Genomic DNA, 19,181 nt, shown 5'->3' with positions numbered 1-19,181 from the left:
GGTGTTATATTATGTCTGATTTATATTCTGAAGTTTTAAAAAAAATGCCTGTAGCTTATGCATATCATAGAATAATATGTGATGATGCGGGAAACCCATGTGATTATGAATTTTTAGAGGTTAATTCTTTGTTTGAAAAATTTACAGGTATTAAAAGCACTGATGCAATTGGTAAAAAAGTAACCGATATAATTCCTGATATAAGAGAAAAAAGTGAATTTGATTGGATATCTTTTTACGGAGACGTAGCATTAAATGGAGGAAAAAAAGAAATTGAAAAAAAATCAATTGCTTTAAATAGGTGTTATAGAATAACCGTTTTTTGTCCCGAAAAATATTATTTTGTTAGTTTTTTCATTGACATATCAAATGAGAGGGAGAAAATTGAAGAACTTGATAACTTTTTTGAGATAAATCTAGACTTGCTTTGTATTGCTGATACAAATGGAAACTTTCACAAAGTAAACAGAGAATGGGGAAGAATACTTGGGTATAGTAAAAAAGATTTGGAAAAGAGAAAGTTCCTAGATTTTGTTCATCCTGATGATATTGAAGATACCCTAAAAGCTATGGACAAACTGGGAAAACAACAAAAAGTAGTGAACTTTGTAAATCGTTACAAAGGAAAAGATGGAAGATATAAATTTATTGAATGGCGATCACAACCAAAAGGCTCTTTAATATATGCTGCTGCCCGAGATGTAACTAAAAGGATAGAACATGAAAATGAACTGGAATTTCAAAATAACTTTCAGGAGATTGTGTCGATTATTTCTTCTGATTTCATAAAGGTAAATAGTTTTAATTTAAATGAAAAAATCAAGAATATGTTAACTCAGATGGGAGAATTTTTTGATGTTGACAGAACTTATGTATTTCTTTTTTCAGAAGATAATTCTACTATAACCGATACACATGAGTGGTGTAGAGAAGGAGTAACACCTCAAAAAGATTTTTTTAAAAATATTAAAATTGATTTTTTTCCTTGGTGGAAAAGTGAAATAATCCACTCAGGAATTATGAGCATATCAGATATTAATGAGCTCCCCAAAGAAGCTTCGGTGGAGAAAAAAGAGTTTGAGAGACAGGAAATAAAATCTATTTTAACTGTTAGCATTTCAGATAATGAAAAAGTAATTGGATTTTTAGGTTTTGATTCTGTGAAAAATAAAAGAACATGGAACAAAAATGAGATTAACAACTTAAAGGTATTGGCAAACATAATTTCTGATGCAAAAACAAAGGTATCAGCTGAAGAAAAGCTTGTTTTAGAAAAAGAAAAAGCAGAAAAGGCAAGTAAAGTTAAAAGCCAGTTTTTAGCCAATATGAGTCATGAAATAAGAACTCCTATGAATGGAATAGTTGGCTTTATTAATTTGCTTGAAAATTCAGATTTAAATGATGAGCAAATAGAATACCTAAAATGTGCTAAAGCATCTACAGATACTTTGTTACAAGTGATAAATGACATTTTAGATATATCAAAAATAGAGGCAGGAAAAATCGCCCTTGAAAGTATTTCTTTTAATTTAGTAAACACCCTAGAGTCTTCGATAATTCCATTTGTAGAAAAGGCAAAAGAAAAAGGACTTGAAATAAATATGCTGATAACATCTGAAGTGCCTTTATATGTAACAGGAGATCCTACAAGACTTAAGCAGGTACTAATAAATCTTGTTAGTAATGCAATTAAGTTTACTCAAAAAGGTGAAATATTTATAGAAGTAGCATTGAAAAACACATTAGAAAATGGTTATGAATTAGTGATTACAGTAAAAGATACTGGTATAGGAATGAATAGAGAAACCATCAAAGAACTATTCAAGCCATTTACCCAGTCGGATAATACTTCTACAAGAGTATATGGAGGAACAGGCTTAGGGCTTTCTATATGTAAATCTATTGTAGAAATGATGGATGGAAATATAAATGTTGAAAGTGTAGAGGGAAAAGGAACAACCTTTATTTTTACTGTATTATTGGAAAAATCAGAAGAAATACAGGGAAATAGTTGCTTTGACTATTCAAAGTTAAAAGGCATAAGGGCATTAGTTGTAGATGACCATAAAATTAATAGAGATATAGTAAGAATATATTTAGAAGAAGCAGGTGCTATGGTTGATGAAGCTTCAAGTGCATCAGAAGCTTTAGGAAAGCTTGTGAAATCTGGAGGATGTATTTATAATATTGCATTTGTTGATTACAATATGCCAAACATGAATGGATATGATTTGGCTACAGCTTTAAAAGCAATACCTTCTACAAAAGATATTCCATTAATATTACTGACTTCTCTTGCTGAAAAGGGAGAAGGAAAACAGGCAAAAGAGATAGGCTTTTCAGGATATCTTACAAAGCCGTTTAAAAGAATTGATTTTTTAGAATGTTCATTAATGGTTTTGGATGGGAAAAAACAAAATGAAAGTAAAGATAAATTTATAACTAGAGACACTTTAAATGAAGCAGAGTTTAATAAAAAATTAAAAATACTGATGGTAGAAGACAATAAGCTAAACAGATTGTTTTTTATAAAACTATTAAAATCAAAAGGTCTTTCATGTGATGTAGCAATGAATGGAGAAGAAGCTGTAAATGCGTGCATTGAAAAAAATTATGATATAGTGTTTATGGATTGTCAGATGCCTATTATGGATGGTTATGAAGCAACAAGGAGAATTCGTAAAAGTGAAAGTGGAGATAAACATAACAATATAGTGGCTTTAACTGCCTATGCAATGAAAGGTGATGAAGAAAAATGTAGAGAAGCGGGAATGGATGATTATATCAGTAAGCCTATAGATATAAACAAGTTAACAGAAATTATAAATAAGTACTCATCAGGTGATATTATAAATACTGATGAAAATGATGGTGATAATAGTTGTAATGGAATAATAGATGCGATTATAGAGAATACAGGTTTTGACAGAGAAACGGCGCGCCAGCTTTTTAGGGAAAGTATGCCTTCTTTAAATGATATTTTTAGAAGCGTTGAACATAATATTAAGGAAAATAACGTACAAAAAGCATCTAAATTGATACATCAATTTAAAGGTGCAGCAGGAAACTTAAGAATAAATTCTATAGTTGAAAAAGCTAAAAAAGCCGAGGAGGAATTGGGTAAAGAAAATTTTGAAAATTTTTCTGATTTGTTGACTGAAATAAAGCTTATATTAGGAGCTTTAAATGATAGGTGCAGATAAAAACTTATGTTTTTATGGAGGTTAGTATGAGAATTGTTGATGTTTCAAGACTTAAAGGAAATGAAATACTTGGAAAACAAATTTTTGATGATGAAGGCAGAGTTTTGTTAAATGAAGGTATAAAACTAACTCCATTTTATATTGAGAAGTTAAAAGAATTGGAAATCCAGTCAATCTACGTAGATGATGATATTTCAAAGGAAGTTGTTATAGAAGAAAATATATCTGAAAAGACCAGACAGATGAGTAAGCATGCTGTTAAAGACATGATTGGTAAGTATTGTAGGGAAGGAAAAGCTGATAATAGTGGTGTTTTAAAATCAGTTAACTCAGTTATAGACGATGTTTTAGCGAATAAAGATGTCTTAGCAAATGTATCAGAAATAAGATCAAAAGATAATAGCATTTATTCACATTCAGTAAATGTATGTGTTTTATCTACGATAATAGCAACTCATATGGGCTACAATATGTTAAGGCTTAGAGATGTTGCAATGGCAGGGATTTTACATGATATAGGAAAAGTGGAAATTCAAAATGATAAAAAAATAACCTCTAAATATAAATCAAGCAAAAAACTAGATGAATATATAAAAATTATGCATCCAAGGGCAGGGTATGATTTTTTAGGTGAGCAGGATTTTTGCAATGCCCATACTAAAGTTGCAGTTTTAATGCATCATGAAAAGGTAGATGGAACTGGATATCCACTTAAGCTTAAGGGAAGTGAGATAAGCGAAATTGCAAAGTTGATTTCAATTTGTGATACATTTGATAATATGATTTCAGAAAGAGGGACTGAGGGAGAGAGGTTTGTCTATAAAATTATTGAATATATAACAAGTATGAGCAATACTTTTTTTGATTCTGAGATAGTAAAAAAGTTCTCGGCAAATATTGCTGCCTTTCCAAATGGAAGTGGAGTTTTGTTAAATACAAATGAAAAATGTCTTGTAATAAAACAAAATAAAGGAATGCCAATGAGACCTGTTGTAAAAGTTATATATGATAAAAAAGGGAAAAGGTTAATTGAACCATATGAAATTGATTTATTAGAAGAATTGACTATTTTTATCGACGGAAGCTGTCAGATATAGATTATTAGTTTGGAGGGTACTTATGAGCTTAGATGATAATATGAAAAAAACTTTTTCAAAACAGTATCTTCAATTAATATATAAAGTGTGTAGCAAAACTCTTAATGTTACCACAGATAATTATGAAATTGAATTAGTAAAAATTATGGATGAAATAGCACATGTGTTTTCGTTAGATAGAATATACATTTATGGTTTTTCTGATGATCCAACTATAATGAAACTGGAAGTTCAATGGAGCAGGGAAGGGATAAAAAAGAAGAGAGCTAAAAAAATAGACGAACCTGTTTATGATTTACCATGGATAATTTCAGAGATTAAGGAAAAAAATTATTTAGTAATTAACAGCATTGAAGAACTACCTGAAGATGCAATATTTGAAAAAATGGCTTTTCAAGAAGAGGGAGTTAGGGATTGCATTATTATTCCCATAAAAATAGAAATGGAGCTTAAAGGGTTTCTAGCTTTTGAGCATATAGAAAAAAATATAGTATGGGAAGAGAAACATATCGAGGTATTAAAAGAAATTGCAAAAATATTTACAAACATAAGAAAAAAGATTAAAAAAGATGAAGAATATTTAAAAACCATAATAAACCAATCTATTCTTTTAGATAATTCAGAGGCTCAGTTGTGGGTGCTAAAAAATGTTACTGTATATGGTGCAGTAAATGAAGCACATGCCAAATTTTTCAACAGAAAAAAAGAAGAAATGGAATTTCAAGACTTATATGACGTTTTTCCTGCGAATATTGCTGATAAATTAACACAAAATAACTGGTCCATGTTTTATGAGGATAATCTTGGAGAAAATGAACTAGAGATTGAAAACTTCAAAGGTGAAAAAAGACTTCTCCTTATAAAGGGTAAACCTAAAAAAGACAAATATGGTAATACTGAGTTTGTAGTTTGTACAGCAGAAGATATAACGGAACAAAAAATAATACAAAATGAACTTAATAGGGCAAAAACAGCAGCGGAGTCAGCTAGCACAATGAAAAGCCAGTTTCTTGCTAATATGTCTCATGAAATTAGGACTCCAATGAATGGAATACTTGGTTTTTTGGATTTGCTTTACGGTACTGACCTGTCTTTAGAACAAAAAGATTATGTAAAAGAGGCAAAAGTAGCTTCAGAAATGTTGCTATATTTAATAAATGATATTTTAGACTTTTCAAAAATTGAAGCTGGAAAACTCGTAATAGAGGAAACGGTTTTTAGCATAAAAACCTGTGTTGAAAACGTAATATCCATTTTCATGCCTAAAGTTTCAGAAAAAAATATTGTCATTGAAACCAAAATACATTCATCTGTTCCTGAAAAAGTAATTGGAGACTCTAACAGGCTACGACAAATATTAATGAATCTTATAGGAAATGCTGTGAAATTTACAGAACAGGGAAAAATAAATATAGATGTTTTTGCTGAAAAGCAGTTAAAGGGTGGAGATACAATTAAAATTGAAGTTAAAGATACAGGGATAGGAATAGAAAAAGAGAAAATAAATAAACTGTTTAATCCTTTTACCCAAGAAGATTCTTCTACCACCAGAAAATATGGTGGAACTGGTTTAGGTTTAGCAATATCAAAGAAATTATTAGAACTTATGAATGGAAAAATATTTGTTGAAAGCGAGCTGGGAAAAGGATCCATATTTAAAGTTTTTATCCCTTTTTCTAAGTACAAAAATGAAAAAAATCATTTAATTGGCGATAATTCTCATCAAAATAAAGCTAACTATTTTGATAAGAATAAAACATTAATAAAAGCCAACATTGACAATAAAGATATTAAAGTATTGTTAGTGGAAGACAATGAAATTAATATAAAAGTATTGAGTACCATGTTAAAAAAGTTAAATATAATTTGTGATATAGCTGTTAATGGAGAGGAGGCAGTTGAAGCAATAAAAGAGAAAAATTATGATATAGTATTTATGGATTGTCAAATGCCTGTTATGGATGGTTATCAAGCGACAAAGGAAATTAGAAAAATGGAAGAAGACAAAAAACATACCATAATAGTTGCATTGACAGCAAATGCTATGGATGGTGATAATGAAAAATGTATTAATAGTGGTATGGACAGTTATTTAAGCAAACCTGTGAATAAGGACAATTTTTTAAAAGTTATACAGAATATAAAAGCAAAGTGAAATAGTTCAGATTTAGATAAACGAGTTTCCTATGAGTGTATGTTATTTTTAAGTGAATGAAAAAATGAAGTATTTATAGGCTCTAAACTTTGAAACTTTAGTTTTTGGAATATTATTCTTCAAATTTAATATGTACAATTTGTAATTTATCAAAAAAATGTGCTAAAATAATTATTGAGCTAAAATGTGATTAATTATAGATATTTTAAATAGAAAAAAGATAAGGAGTTGTATTTAAAATAAAACTTAAGAGAAACTTTTATGAAAGAAATACTTTAACAGTTGCAAAAGAACTTCTTGGAAAGAATTTAATACATAATACCAGTGAGGGGACTACAACAGGTAAGATTGTAGAGGTAGAAGCATATATTGGACCTTTAGATGCTGCTGCACATACTTTTAGGGGAAAGAGAAGCAGCCGTAATGAAGTTGCCTTTGGACTGGGAGGCTATGCCTATGTGTATCTCATTTATGGTATGTATCATTGTTTTAATATTGTTACGAATGTAGAAGAAAAGCCTGAAGCAGTTTTAATTCGAGCAATAGAGCCAATAGATGGAATTGATTTGATGAAAAAACGCAGGAAGACTGATGTTATACGAAATCTGTGCAGTGGTCCTGGTAAGCTGTGTCAGGCGATGAGCATAACTAGAGAAACAAATGGAGTGGATTTGTGTAAAAGCGACGTATACGTCACGGAAAATAAAGATGTAGACAGTAAAGATATTATTTCTACACCAAGGGTGAATATTGACTATGCAGGTGAGGCAAAGGATTATCCATGGAGGTATATGATAAAGGACAACAAATTTATTTCAAAAAAATAGTGCTAAAAAAAGATTTTTTAAAGTCCTCTTGTTATAAGATAAGGATTTTTTTCTTTTATATTAGAGATTAGATGGAAGAAATTATCGATGTTATTACAAACCCGTATCTTTTTACATGAAGTATTGCTATTAGGTTTTACCAACAAAAGATAGCTGCTTATTAAGCCTTTTTTTATAAAAAGCACATCTGTTAATAATGCTTTTCTTTTGCCGATTAAAAATTTAAATTCAATTATATCGTTTTCTAGTTTTGTTATTTTGTGCGGCATCTTCAGGAAAAATACAGCTAAAATAAAAAAAAGGAAAGCCCATAATAATGAAAAGAATGGTTGTGTGAATATCAAATATTAACGGGCTTAACATAATCACAAAAAGAGACAAATTTATAGTTGTCAATAGTATATATTTAAAAACTAAAATCAAAGTGGATACGTAGTAAACTGTTTGTTTGGTTTTAAACTGGTTAATACCGAATTCTTCCATGCAAATAGCCTCCTAAAAATAGCAAACTTAAATGGTGAATATTGGTGCAAGATAATTTAATTAGCCATTACTTATCGTTTTTTTTAATGTCATCATATACGCATTTGTAAAGTTGAAAAAGTTCATTTGCGGCAGGATCATCAATGTTTACATCAGGATGATATTTTTGTAGAATGTGTTTCCAGCCAAATTCTGAAATTTCTTCTCTAATTTTATCTACTTTAGTAGATGTACCGGTTTTTTTGCTTAAGTCACTAAGTTCATTACTACATTTAGTTAATTCCCCCATGATAGAATTAATAGAATTTTTTTTCTTACTCATATTACTACTCCCTTACTTACTTACTAATATTTCAAAAAGCAATTGAATTACTTTTCAAAATATTATATCATTATTATAACATATCGCATCGATGGGTGCAATTAAAGAGAAAAGCAAAATAATGTAGGGGTCAGGCTTGAGTAAGTAAATTATTCAAGACTGACCCCAATTTAATTATAAATCGTAGTAGTGTTCGAATTCAGCAGGGTGAGGTATTTTATTGATTGAGGCAGCTTCATTGCGCTTTTTATCTATCCAGATATCTATAAGGCGCTTTGGAAATACATTGCCTTCAAGTAAATACTCATAATCTTCTTCTAAAGCATCTAATGCTTCATTTAATGATTTTGGTAAAAATTTAATTTTAGATTGTTCTTCTTTAGTTAAGTTATATAAATTGAAGTCGCATGGACCTAATCCTTCTTTTGTAGGGTCTATTTTTTTCTTTATTCCATCTAAACCTGCCATTAGAATTGCAGAATATGCAAAATAAGGATTGCAGGTAGCATCAGGACTTCTAATTTCAAATCGTTTTTCCATAGGTGATGTTGCATATGCTGGTATACGTACAACGGCACTTCTGTTAGAAGTGGCAAAACAAATACCAACTGGAGCTTCATATCCTGGCAATAAGCGTTTATATGAATTGGTACTTGGATTGGTAAGTGCACAAAGAGAAGCAGCATGTGTTAAAAGACCACCTATAAAATACAATGCCTCTTTACTTAATCCGGAATATCCATTTTTGTCATAAAATATTGGCTTGCCCTCTTTAAACATGTGCATATGAACATGTAAACCATTGCCGGCATCGCCATACACAGGTTTTGGCATAAAGGTAGCTGTTTTTCCCTCTTTAAAAGCTGCATTTTTAGTGATATACTTTGCCAGCATTGTTTTGTCTGCCATCTCTCTTAGACCACCAAATTCTACTTCTACTTCAAGCTGACCAGGACCGCCTACTTCGTGATGGTGATATTTTACTGGAATTTGTCTCTTTTCCAGTTCCATGCAGAGTTTGCTTCTAAAATCAAAAGAGACATCCATAGGAGGTGTTATGTGATATCCACCTTGATAAGGAATTTTATATCCTAAATTCTTATCTGTTTTACAATTATTCCACGCAGCTTGATTTGCATCAATTTCAGAAGCTATTGTATCTGAAGAAATATTGTGACTTACGTGGTCAAATAAATAGAATTCAAATTCAGGACCTATCCTAAATTCATCTGCTACGCCCATATCCGACATATATTTCTCTGCCTTGTTGGCTATATTTCTAGGATCTTGATCAAAAGGCTTAGGAGTGTCTTCTATTATGTAAACATCTCCTATCATAGAGATTGTTGGTATCTCTGCAGAAAATTCAATATTTGATGTTGTAATATCTGGTATAAAAACCATATCGCTTTTTTCAAGAGTAGCATAACCATAATTTGATCCATCAAAACCAATTCCGTTTTCTAAAGTTTTTTCAGTAAATCTTTCAGATGGTATCGTTAAGTGGCGCCAGCGACCAGATAAATCAATCATTTTGAAGTCAATCATTTTAATTTCATGTTCTTTACAGTAGTTTTTTAATTCGCTTAAATTTTTAAACATTGTTTCACCCCTTTTAGGAATTTATTATTAATATATTTAAATCTACAAAAAATTATATTAATTACTGTAGATTTAGTAAATGATTAATAAAAATAATCTTTTACAAATCACATAGATATATTTTATTGAACATTGAAAAAGAAGTCAAGCCAATAAATTGACAAAGATTCATATATTAAAGGTGAAGGAGAATGTTTCTTCCATTTATCATGCACCTATTGACAAAGCTTTGTAAAATTAATAGTATATGGTCAACCTGTTATTGAATATCTTTATTGTATATTGATAAAAGGGGGACAGATATAATGATTTTTGTATTTAGAAAAGATAAAATACTTTTAATAGCATTGATTTTTTTACTTTCAATAATAGTATACAGCTTGAAATTCAATTTTAATGCAGAGTCAATCGAGACAACAAATGCTGATATGATGAAAAAAAACGTAATTATTGACTCAGGACATGGAGGAGAAGATCCGGGAGCTGTTAGCGATTATAGCGGGATAAAAGAAAAGGATGTGAATCTAGCTATAGGAAAAAGGGTAAAAGAACTTCTTGAGGAAGAAGATTTTAAAGTTATTATGACTAGAGAAGAAGATGGACTTCAGTATGAAGAGGGGACAAAGGGATACACAAATAAAAGAAGACAGGATTTGCAAATGCGTAAAAAAGTAATGGATAAAGAAGAGGCTGATATAGTGGTTAGTATTCATTTGAATAAATTTCCTCAGACCCAATATCATGGTGCTCAGGCGTTTTTTCCAAAAAATTCGGCAGAGAGCAAGAAACTTGCTGAATGCATTCAAAAATCATTAAAAGAGTTTGTTGATCCTGAAAATAAAAGAGAGGCACTTGTTAAAGACACGCAAATACTTATTTTAAGAGATATTAAAAAACCTACCGTCATAGTTGAATGTGGGTTTTTATCTAATCCTGAGGAGGAACAGAAACTTTCAACTCAAGAGTATCAAGAAAAATTGGCTTTTGCCATAAAAGAAGGAATAAAAAAATATTATGGTCTATGAAACAAAAACTTAATTAAATTGAAAAGCAATAAATACTGATTAAACTAAAATAAACCCTTATAATATTATGTAAACCAATAATGTTATAAGGGGGCAATTTAATGAAAAAACTAGTTGCAGCAATGTCTATTGTAATATTGTTTCTCACATCTATGCAGCAAATCTCTTGGTCAGCGGATAATTCACTGGGTATTGCATTTAATAACAATGTTGTATTTGAAGAAGTAGGTGTTGGTACTCATAACAATGTTTTAATGGTACCAGCAATAGAACTTGCCCAATCTATAGGAGGGAGTTTCTATTATGACAGAATTGCTATGACAGGTACTTTAAAATATGGAGAGAATCAGCTTGTATTTTACTTAGACAATGATATTGTATCCTTTAATGGGAAGTATATTAGAGCAGAGGCACCAATGAAAGTTATAAACTTGAGGTATATGGTTCCAGCAGAGTTTTCTTATAGAAAACTAGGAGTAGAAGTTTATATGCACAATCGTGTAAATATGCTTATGGCATTTAACCCTAGTGAAAGGAAATTGACATATAATGTGATTTCAGGGGACTCTTTGTGGCGTATTTCCCGTTTGTTTAACACTACAATTTCGTCGATAAAACAACTTAATGGTTTAACTGGGGATATAATATATCCAGGACAAAATTTAAAAATAAAAGAGTTTAAGAGTAATACAAAGTACATTGAAGCATATACCTCAAACAGTGCAACTTTAAGCAGCGGAACAAGTCTTAATGTTAAGGCAGTCGGATATCTCCAGCCTTGGACAAGGGTAGACATAAAGGGAAAGGCAGGGGATTGGTACAAGGTGAATACTCCTATAGGTGAGGGATATATACACAAAAGTGTTACATGGATTAGACAGGATATAAATAATACAAGCTCTAACAGCCAATACTTTAATAATGTAATACCTGTTGATACATCCAGCAACTATACAACTTATAAAGACTACACTGTAAAAATGGGAGATAGCATGTGGAGTATATCTCAGCAACTGGGTATACCTAATAATGAACTCGAAAGTATAAATAATTTGCCGTCAGGTTCTGTTTTAGATGTAGGACAGGTACTTAAAATTCCTGTTCATCATATAGCGAAAAAAGATACACCCACAACTAATTCAGGTGAAGTATTAGATTGGTTTTCTGAAGGGAACTATGTTTTCCCAATTGGTGCAACAGGAAAACTTATAGATGTGGAAACAGGAAAGAGTTTTATGATAAAAAGAACAATTGGAGCAAACCATGCTGATTGTGAAACTCTTACAAAAAGAGATACTCAAACGATGAAAGAAATTTTTGGATGGAATTGGACGTGGAGCAAACGTCCCTTTATTCTAGAGACAGCCGAGAGAAGATTTGCAGTATCTGTATCAGGTATGCCTCACGCAGGTGTTGATGGGGTTCCATTTTTAGATAATGTAGCCAACAGAAGTGGGGGATATGGATATGGGCCTAATTATAACAAAATTTCCGGGAATGGAATGGACGGACATTTTGATGTTTACTTTCTAAACTCTAAGAGACATAACAATAATGGAATTGATGCTGCTCATCAGCAAAATGTATTGATAGCTGGAGGACTAAGATAAAAAGTCAGGAAAGTGAACTCGTTTAGATAAAGCTAAACATCGAGGCTTCAGGTGGAGACTTAGAATAAGATAAAAACTTAAGTAAAAAAGGGAATGGTATATTAAAAAATAATGCCATTCCCTTTTAATAAATACATTCTATTGCCTTTATTTTCATAATATTGAACGTCTAATCCACAATTTCTAACTTACAGTTAAGGTCTCTAACTTTCAGCCAATGCTGCTTCCCATGTTTCATAAAGTTTTTCTAATTTTTGATTAAGTTCATCGTGTTCCTTTTGAAAATCCATAAGTTTTACATGGTCGGTTATTATCTCTTCTGACTGCATTTGAGTGTTTATTTCATTTAGCCGGTTTTCAACTATTGATATTTCTTCTTCGGTGTTAAGGACAAGTTTTTCTAAACGTCTTTTTCTAGACTTTTCTTCTTTACTAGCCAAGTGTTGTAATTTTGCAGAAGACAGGTTTTCATCGGTATCTTCCTTTTTTTGCTCAAAAGTATTAATTTTATCCCTGTAAGATAAAAAATCTTGGTAATTTCCCTTATAATTTATATTGGAAGATGTATTGTCAAGGTAAATAATCCTAGTTGCAAGCTTATTAATAAAGTATCTGTCATGAGAAACGACAATTAGAGTATCTTCAAACTCCACTAAAGATCTTTCAAGTGTTTCTCTGGAATTGATATCTAAATGATTTGTAGGTTCGTCTAAAATAAGAAGATTTGAACCTGAAAGCATTATTTTAATTAATGATATTCTGCTTTTTTCGCCTCCACTTAAAGTAGATATCTGTTTAAAAACATCCTCTCCTTTAAAAAGAAACATTGCAAGAGCATTTCTGATTTCTGTTTCTGACAGGTTGGGATTTGCATTCCATATTTCATCAACTAGTGTATTATCAAGATTTAAGGATTCTTGTTCTTGGTCATAATAATTCATTTCAACATTGTGACCATAACGAAAGCTTCCCCCAGTTTGTTTAAGGTTTTCTGTGAGTATTTTTAAAAGAGTTGTTTTACCACAGCCGTTTGGACCTAATATAAATAGCTTTTCACCTTTTTTAAGATTAAAAGTCAGGTTATTAAAAAGAGGTTTTTCTGGAAACTCTTTTGAAATATTTTCGACAAATAAAACATCATTTCCACTAGGGATATTGCTTTTAAAATTTATTTTAATTTTATCAGGTAAACTTTCAGGTCTATCAATCTTTTCCATTTTATCCAAGGCTTTTTGTCTGCTTTCTGCTGCAATAACTCTTTTGTCTCTACCCCATTTTTTTTGTTGCTGTATAAAAGCTTCCATTTTAGAAATTTCTTTTTGTTGCTGTTCATAGTGTTTTTGTTGTACTTCTCTGTCAGCACTCTTTTGTTTTATATAAGTTGAGTAGTTCCCGTTATATAGCTTTACACGGCAATTTTCTATTTCTAGTGTTTTATCTGTAATTTTATCTAGAAAAAATCTGTCGTGAGAAATAACCATTACAGATTTTTTATATTCTTTTAAAAAGCCTTCCAGCCATTCTATTGCATTAATATCTAAATGATTTGTAGGCTCGTCTAAAAGAAGAAGATCAGGCTCTTTTAAAAGAAGTTTTGACAAAGAAAGTCTGGTTTTTTGTCCACCACTTAGCTTATCAACTTCTAAATGAAATTCATCTTCTGAAAATCCCAAGCCTTTTAAAATACCTTTGGCACGGCTGTTGTACTCAAAGCCTCCCAATCTTGAAAAATCCTCTGACAAACGAGAATATTCTTTCATGTATGAGTTTAGGGCATCTTCATTTTTTTCAGTGCTTATAAACTCTTCTAATTGGTTTATACGTGCTTCCATGCTAATAAAGTGAGAGTACACTTCTAGTACTTCTTCCAACAGGGTATTATTTAAATTAAGACCGGAGTCTTGCTCTAAATAACCAAGCTTTAAGTTTTTAGCAGTATAGATTTCTCCGCTTTCGGCTGTATAAACTGAAGTTATTATTTTAAAAAGAGTGGTTTTACCAGCTCCATTAACCCCAACAATTCCAACTTTGTCAGTATTTTTTATGCTAAAAGAGGCATTATCCAATATTTTATTTATTCCAAATGAAAAACTTATGTCATTACAACTTAGAATAATCAAATTAATCACATCTTTCTTTTGAACTCACTAGACAATTGTAGCAAAAAACATATGCGTAAGCAATATTGACAATAAAATAACAAAGGTGTATAATCACAATAGTTTAATTGTTAAAAATAATATCTAGATACTTTTAAATAATATTTTTGTAAATTTTTACTAGAAAAGTTTTATGGTGTGAGTGTAATAGGACACTTTTTAGGGTATGTGTAGCTTCTATATCTATTGCAGAGATTAATCTGTGATATGATTCATTATTTATATTAGAGGTGAGTGGGATGAATGGGGATAAGAAAATTTCAATGGCTGTAATAAAGCGTTTGCCAAGATATTATAGATATTTATCGGATTTACTTAAGATGGATATAACAAAAGTATCTTCTAAGGAATTAAGTCAGCGTATGGGAATAACTGCTTCTCAAATACGTCAGGATTTAAATTGCTTTGGAGGGTTTGGGCAGCAAGGTTATGGTTATAATGTAGGATCTTTGTATAATGAGATTGGAAATATTCTTGGAGTTAACCAAAATTTTAATGTGGTTATTATTGGTGCAGGTAATATGGGGAGAGCTCTTGCTAATTATTCAAATTTTGAAAAAAGAGGATTTAATTTAATAGGAATATTTGATGTAAATCCTGATTTGATAGGTGAAAAATTGCGTAAAATAGAAGTTATGGATTTTGATTATTTTGGTGAATTTGTTAAAAATAAATCCATTGACATTGCTATGCTATGTTTGCCTTACGAGAAAACTCCTGCTGTTGCCGATAAAGTAGCTAGCTTGGGAGTAAAAGGACTTTGGAATTTTTCTCCTATGGATTTGGAAATTACTCATGATGTTATTGTTGAAAATGTTCACTTAAGCGATAGTTTGATGGTGTTAGGATACAGGCTTAAAGAAAAATCAAGAAGAGAAGCGAAATCAAAAGAGATAAAGTGAACTGGTTAAATTCTCGGGAATTTGTCCTTTAAAATAGGGCAGGGCGTTATTTCTAAGATATTCCCAAGTGAAAGATTTAAAAATAAGGGGACTTAAATGCCCCCTTATTTTTATAGTTTATTTAATACAGGAATAAATTCAGGGTATGCTATATCTAAAATCTGTGATTTTCTTACCATTGTTTCTTCTTCTGCTATAAGACCTGCAACACAAAGAGACATAGTTATTTCAGCATCATTATGTCCTTCTACAATGGTTCCTTTGAGTTCTTTTCCACCTTCTACTGTCATTCCATCTTCAGTTTCTTTAATGGAAGCTCCAAGCTTTGAAAGCTCTCTAACCATGTATTTCAAACGACCGGATTCTTTGATTTTAAAACCGTTTAAATCCTTAAATACTGTGGTTCCCTTTGCCAGTGTAGCAGCAACAGCAATAACAGGTATTTCGTCAATAAGTCTTGGTATTAAAGCACCTTTTATTTCAGTTGCCTTAAGAGAAGAGGACGTTACTCTTATATCAGCTACTTTTTCATTGTTTACAGTTTTTTCATTAAGAAATTCTATTTTAGCACCCATTGATTTATATACATCAAGAATTCCTGTTCTTGTTGGATTCACACCAACATTTTTAATTATCACATCAGAATTAGGTACTAAAAGAGCTGCAGTTATAAAATAAGCAGCAGTTGAAATATCGCCAGGTATTTTAATATTATTAGCATAAAGGTTTTCAATTTTTTTAGAGCTTACTTCAAGACCATCAATTTTTAAATCAGCTCCTAAATGGTTTAACATTAATTCTGAATGATCCCTTGACTTAATTGTCTCAACAATTTTTGTTTCACCTTCTGCGTAAAGTCCAGCAATTAGTAATGGTGATTTTATATAAGTGTCTAAAAGGGATGAATTATAAGTTATTCCTTTTAGTTTAGAAGGTGTGACTCTAAGAGGACATAAGTTTCCTGAATCTCTTCCATCAATATTTGCCCACATTTGCCTTAAAGGTGTTACAACTTTACCTACAGGTTTTCTTAGTGCGGAATCGTCTCTAGTTACCACAGAACTAAATGGTTGACCTGATAAAACTCCAAGTAATAACCTTAGAGCTGTTCCAGACTTACCAGAATTCAAAACAGCAGTTGGAGGCTTCAAGCTATAAAGCCCATTACCGTGAATTCTAACTTTATTGTCTTGCAGTATTTCAATTCTAACCTGCATTTTTCTAAAGCAGTCAATTGTACTGAGACAATCCTCATTCATTAAAAGACCATCAATTTCGGTCGTTCCCTTTGCTAAAGAAGCGAAAAGAATAGCTCTGTGTGAAATAGATTTATCACCTGGCACTGTTACTTCGCCTCTCAATGAATCTCTTTTTTCAACTAACACTCTAAATTCCCCCATTCCTTGAGTATAAGAATTCTTGTTTTATAACAACATAAATGTAACTATTAATGCGGAACGTACTTTTAAAAGCTTCCGCTAGGATATATAATCAAGCTGGTTAACATAAACAGCTTAAAAATCTTCTTTTGAAGTTTATCGGGTATTTAAAATATAATTTTAACTCTTAATTCACTGGTAGAGAGTCATATTTTAAATACTTTATACCCAATACTAGTGAGCAAACTAAAGGATGCATCTACACTGTAAGAATCAGGTAAAGTAATTCTGAGACACCCTTGCTCAAATTCCCTGCTGTTTGATACATTTATATTCTTAATATTAATACCGTTTTGCCCTAATAAAGTTGCTATTTCACCAATTATACCAGGTTTATCTATTACATCAACCACCAACTCATTTGAAGGCTGAATCAGTCCTTTTCTGTTGTTTGAAAATGAGTCCCTATATAGTTTGGCAGATTCAAAAAAGTTGTAAATGTTTTTAGAATCATTATTATCAATATATTCTATAAAACTTTGTAGTGTTTCTATAAAATCAAATATTATTTTTTGAATTTTTTCTTTATTACTTAAAACTATATTTTCCCACATTTGAGGACTAGATGATGCAATTCGTGTTATATCCTTAAAACCTCCTGCTGCAAGAATTTGCATTTTTTCTTCTAAGTCGGAATCTTTCACAAGATTTACAAGAGCGGAGGCTATTACATGAGGAGCATGGCTTATTGTTGCAGTTATTTTATCATGTATTTGAGCATTGAGTTTTAATGGAATTGCACCTAAACCTTCGATTATTTTATATAAAGTTTCCATGGTGTTTTCAGTAGAACTTTTAGTGTGTGAAAGTATATAATATGCATTTTCAAAAAGATGACCATAGCTTGAGGTAAAGCCTGTTTTTTCTGCACCTGTCATTGGATGACCCCCAATAAAGCATGGGGGTTTTTCCATTGAGTTGATATAGTTTACAATTTCTCCTTTTGTACTTGATGTATCGGTTATTATACAGCCATCCTTAACGTTATTTTTAAGAGCATCTAGATAGGTAATTGTAACTTTAACAGGTGTACATATAAAAATAATGTCTGAATCAAATATATATTTATTTAACTTGGAAAAACCTCTGGATATATATCCTTCCTTCAGGGCTTGGTTTAAAGATTCAACATTGTTATCAATTGCTGTAATATCACTTACATTTAAGCGTTCCCTTAAAGCCTTTACAATTGACCCCCCAATAAGCCCAAGACCAATAACAGAGATTTTTTTATCCACCATATTTAAATTCTCTTTCTACTATTTTGGCTATTCCTTCAATGTCTTTGCACAGCTGGTTGAAGACATCTGGTGACAGCTGTTGTGCAGCGTCTGAAAGAGCTTTTTTTGGCTGGGGGTGAACTTCAACAATTAAACCATCTGCACCAGCGGCTATAGCAGCTTTTGAAAGAGCGTCTATATAAACTGATTTTCCAGCAGCATGACTTGGATCTACTATTATTGGCAGATGACTTAAATTTTTAACTACAGGTACAGCACTTATATCCAATGTGTTTCTTGTGGCTGTTTCAAAGGTACGAATACCTCTTTCGCACAATATAACATTGTAGTTGCCTTCATTCATTATGTATTCTGCAGCGTTTAGCCATTCACTTATAGTTGTAGCAGTACCTCTTTTAAAAAGAACAGGTTTTTTAGAACGTCCGATTTCGCGTAAAAGTTGAAAGTTTTGGACGTTTCTTGCACCTATTTGAAACATATCTACGTACTTATCTGCTATTTCGACAGCTCTCTCACTTGTGACTTCAGAAACAACAAGAAGTCCGGTAGCTTCTTTTGCTTCTGCAAGAAGCTTAAGTCCTTCTTCTTCTAGTCCTTGAAAGGCATAAGGAGAAGTTCGAGGTTTAAAAGCCCCACCTCTTAAAAATTGAGCTCCTGACTTTTTTACTGCTTTAGCAGTTTCTAATATTTGTTCTCTATTTTCCACTGCACATGGACCTGCCATCATAACAAGTTCTTTTCCACCAATCTTAACACCATTTACATCAATTACACTTGGTTCAGGCTTAAATGTTTTACCTGAGAGTTTATATGATTCTGAGATATGAACAAGTTTTTCTACCCCAGACATTAATTCTAAAGGGACATCACCAAGCCTTCTCTTATCGCCGATTATACCTATGATAGTACGTTCTGTACCTTGTGATATATGCACTCTAAGTCCTAATGAACCTACTACTTTTGATACTTCCTTTATTTCACTTTCTTTAGAATTGGGTTTCATTACAATAACCATAATTAGCTTCCTTCCCTTTAATAATAAAATCTTAAAACTTATTCTTAATGTACAATGAGAATTTTAAATTGTCAACAAAAATATATAATAATGGGTGTATT

At 31.4% G+C, this 19,181-nt stretch carries 14 protein-coding genes; 7 read left to right on the top strand and 7 right to left on the bottom strand.

Going from position 1 to position 19,181, the window contains the following annotated elements:
* Positions 1 to 11: 11 nt before the first annotated feature.
* From RBH29_RS00460 to RBH29_RS00445, 4 genes are all read left to right on the top strand, one after another.
* A complete protein-coding gene (locus RBH29_RS00460) occupies positions 12 to 3,203 on the top strand; it encodes a response regulator (protein ID WP_306694307.1) in 3,192 nt (1,063 codons plus the stop codon).
* A 26-nt stretch (positions 3,204 to 3,229) separates the two neighbouring features.
* Positions 3,230 to 4,300 carry an HD-GYP domain-containing protein gene (locus tag RBH29_RS00455; protein WP_306694300.1) on the top strand — a complete coding sequence of 357 codons (1,071 nt, stop codon included), beginning with the start codon at positions 3,230 to 3,232 and terminating at the stop codon, positions 4,298 to 4,300.
* Between the two features lie 22 nt (positions 4,301 to 4,322).
* Positions 4,323 to 6,455: an ATP-binding protein gene (locus RBH29_RS00450; RefSeq protein ID WP_306694295.1), complete on the top strand. Its 2,133-nt coding sequence runs from the start codon at positions 4,323 to 4,325 to the stop codon at positions 6,453 to 6,455.
* Between the two features lie 239 nt (positions 6,456 to 6,694).
* Positions 6,695 to 7,282: a DNA-3-methyladenine glycosylase gene (locus tag RBH29_RS00445; RefSeq protein WP_306694417.1), complete on the top strand. Its 588-nt coding sequence runs from the start codon at positions 6,695 to 6,697 to the stop codon at positions 7,280 to 7,282.
* 17 nt (positions 7,283 to 7,299) lie between these two features.
* Here RBH29_RS00445 and RBH29_RS00440 read toward each other — a convergent pair whose 3' ends face one another.
* The 3 genes from RBH29_RS00440 to glnA all read right to left on the bottom strand — a co-directional run bounded on the left by RBH29_RS00440 (position 7,300) and on the right by glnA (position 9,689).
* Positions 7,300 to 7,551 carry a hypothetical protein gene (locus tag RBH29_RS00440; RefSeq protein WP_306694289.1) on the bottom strand — a complete coding sequence of 84 codons (252 nt, stop codon included), beginning with the start codon at positions 7,549 to 7,551 and terminating at the stop codon, positions 7,300 to 7,302.
* Positions 7,552 to 7,832: 281 nt separating this feature from the next.
* Positions 7,833 to 8,087, bottom strand: coding sequence for a hypothetical protein (locus tag RBH29_RS00435; RefSeq protein ID WP_306694287.1), 255 nt, complete (start codon positions 8,085 to 8,087; stop codon positions 7,833 to 7,835).
* A 174-nt stretch (positions 8,088 to 8,261) separates the two neighbouring features.
* The gene (gene glnA, locus RBH29_RS00430; protein ID WP_306694286.1) at positions 8,262 to 9,689 is read right to left on the bottom strand and encodes a type I glutamate--ammonia ligase; all 1,428 of its coding nucleotides are present in this window, start codon (positions 9,687 to 9,689) and stop codon (positions 8,262 to 8,264) included.
* A 305-nt stretch (positions 9,690 to 9,994) separates the two neighbouring features.
* Between glnA and cwlD the strand changes: the two genes are divergently transcribed.
* Positions 9,995 to 10,714, top strand: coding sequence for an N-acetylmuramoyl-L-alanine amidase CwlD (gene cwlD, locus RBH29_RS00425; protein ID WP_306694285.1), 720 nt, complete (start codon positions 9,995 to 9,997; stop codon positions 10,712 to 10,714).
* A 101-nt stretch (positions 10,715 to 10,815) separates the two neighbouring features.
* A complete protein-coding gene (locus RBH29_RS00420; RefSeq protein WP_306694283.1) occupies positions 10,816 to 12,324 on the top strand; it encodes a LysM peptidoglycan-binding domain-containing protein in 1,509 nt (502 codons plus the stop codon).
* A gap of 203 nt (positions 12,325 to 12,527) precedes the next feature.
* Here the strand turns inward: RBH29_RS00420 and RBH29_RS00415 are convergent, their stop codons facing one another.
* Complete coding sequence (locus tag RBH29_RS00415; protein ID WP_306694281.1) at positions 12,528 to 14,444, bottom strand: ABC-F family ATP-binding cassette domain-containing protein; 1,917 nt, start codon at positions 14,442 to 14,444, stop codon at positions 12,528 to 12,530.
* Positions 14,445 to 14,722: 278 nt separating this feature from the next.
* Between RBH29_RS00415 and RBH29_RS00410 the strand changes: the two genes are divergently transcribed.
* Positions 14,723 to 15,385 (top strand): redox-sensing transcriptional repressor Rex, encoded by a 663-nt coding sequence (locus tag RBH29_RS00410; protein WP_306694280.1) that lies wholly within the window; start codon positions 14,723 to 14,725, stop codon positions 15,383 to 15,385.
* A 110-nt stretch (positions 15,386 to 15,495) separates the two neighbouring features.
* Here the strand turns inward: RBH29_RS00410 and aroA are convergent, their stop codons facing one another.
* From aroA to aroF, 3 genes are all read right to left on the bottom strand, one after another.
* A complete protein-coding gene (aroA, locus tag RBH29_RS00405) occupies positions 15,496 to 16,770 on the bottom strand; it encodes a 3-phosphoshikimate 1-carboxyvinyltransferase (protein WP_306694278.1) in 1,275 nt (424 codons plus the stop codon).
* A gap of 200 nt (positions 16,771 to 16,970) precedes the next feature.
* On the bottom strand, positions 16,971 to 18,065 hold the full coding sequence (locus tag RBH29_RS00400; RefSeq protein WP_306694277.1) for a prephenate dehydrogenase: 1,095 nt from the start codon (positions 18,063 to 18,065) through the stop codon (positions 16,971 to 16,973).
* The gene (aroF, locus tag RBH29_RS00395) at positions 18,055 to 19,080 is read right to left on the bottom strand and encodes a 3-deoxy-7-phosphoheptulonate synthase (protein WP_306694276.1); all 1,026 of its coding nucleotides are present in this window, start codon (positions 19,078 to 19,080) and stop codon (positions 18,055 to 18,057) included. Before aroF ends, RBH29_RS00400 begins: the two co-directional genes overlap by 11 nt.
* Positions 19,081 to 19,181 lie beyond the last annotated feature (101 nt).

The sequence above is a fragment of the Herbivorax alkaliphila genome, assembly GCF_030848475.1.
Lineage (GTDB): Bacteria > Bacillota > Clostridia > Acetivibrionales > Acetivibrionaceae > Herbivorax.
This window is presented reverse-complemented; position numbering and strand designations above follow the sequence as displayed.

Bases quoted from the DNA above. Each gene is read 5' to 3' on its own strand.
- glnA (WP_306694286.1), bottom strand. From the start codon at position 9,689: ATGTTTAAAAATTTAAGCGAATTAAAAAACTACTGTAAAGAACATGAA.
- RBH29_RS00450 (WP_306694295.1), top strand. From the start codon at position 4,323: ATGAGCTTAGATGATAATATGAAAAAAACTTTTTCAAAACAGTATCTT.
- RBH29_RS00460 (WP_306694307.1), top strand. From the start codon at position 12: ATGTCTGATTTATATTCTGAAGTTTTAAAAAAAATGCCTGTAGCTTAT.
- aroF (WP_306694276.1), bottom strand. From the start codon at position 19,080: ATGGTTATTGTAATGAAACCCAATTCTAAAGAAAGTGAAATAAAGGAA.
- RBH29_RS00420 (WP_306694283.1), top strand. From the start codon at position 10,816: ATGAAAAAACTAGTTGCAGCAATGTCTATTGTAATATTGTTTCTCACA.
- RBH29_RS00440 (WP_306694289.1), bottom strand. From the start codon at position 7,551: ATGCCGCACAAAATAACAAAACTAGAAAACGATATAATTGAATTTAAA.
- RBH29_RS00410 (WP_306694280.1), top strand. From the start codon at position 14,723: ATGAATGGGGATAAGAAAATTTCAATGGCTGTAATAAAGCGTTTGCCA.
- cwlD (WP_306694285.1), top strand. From the start codon at position 9,995: ATGATTTTTGTATTTAGAAAAGATAAAATACTTTTAATAGCATTGATT.
- RBH29_RS00400 (WP_306694277.1), bottom strand. From the start codon at position 18,065: ATGGTGGATAAAAAAATCTCTGTTATTGGTCTTGGGCTTATTGGGGGG.
- RBH29_RS00435 (WP_306694287.1), bottom strand. From the start codon at position 8,087: ATGAGTAAGAAAAAAAATTCTATTAATTCTATCATGGGGGAATTAACT.
- RBH29_RS00455 (WP_306694300.1), top strand. From the start codon at position 3,230: ATGAGAATTGTTGATGTTTCAAGACTTAAAGGAAATGAAATACTTGGA.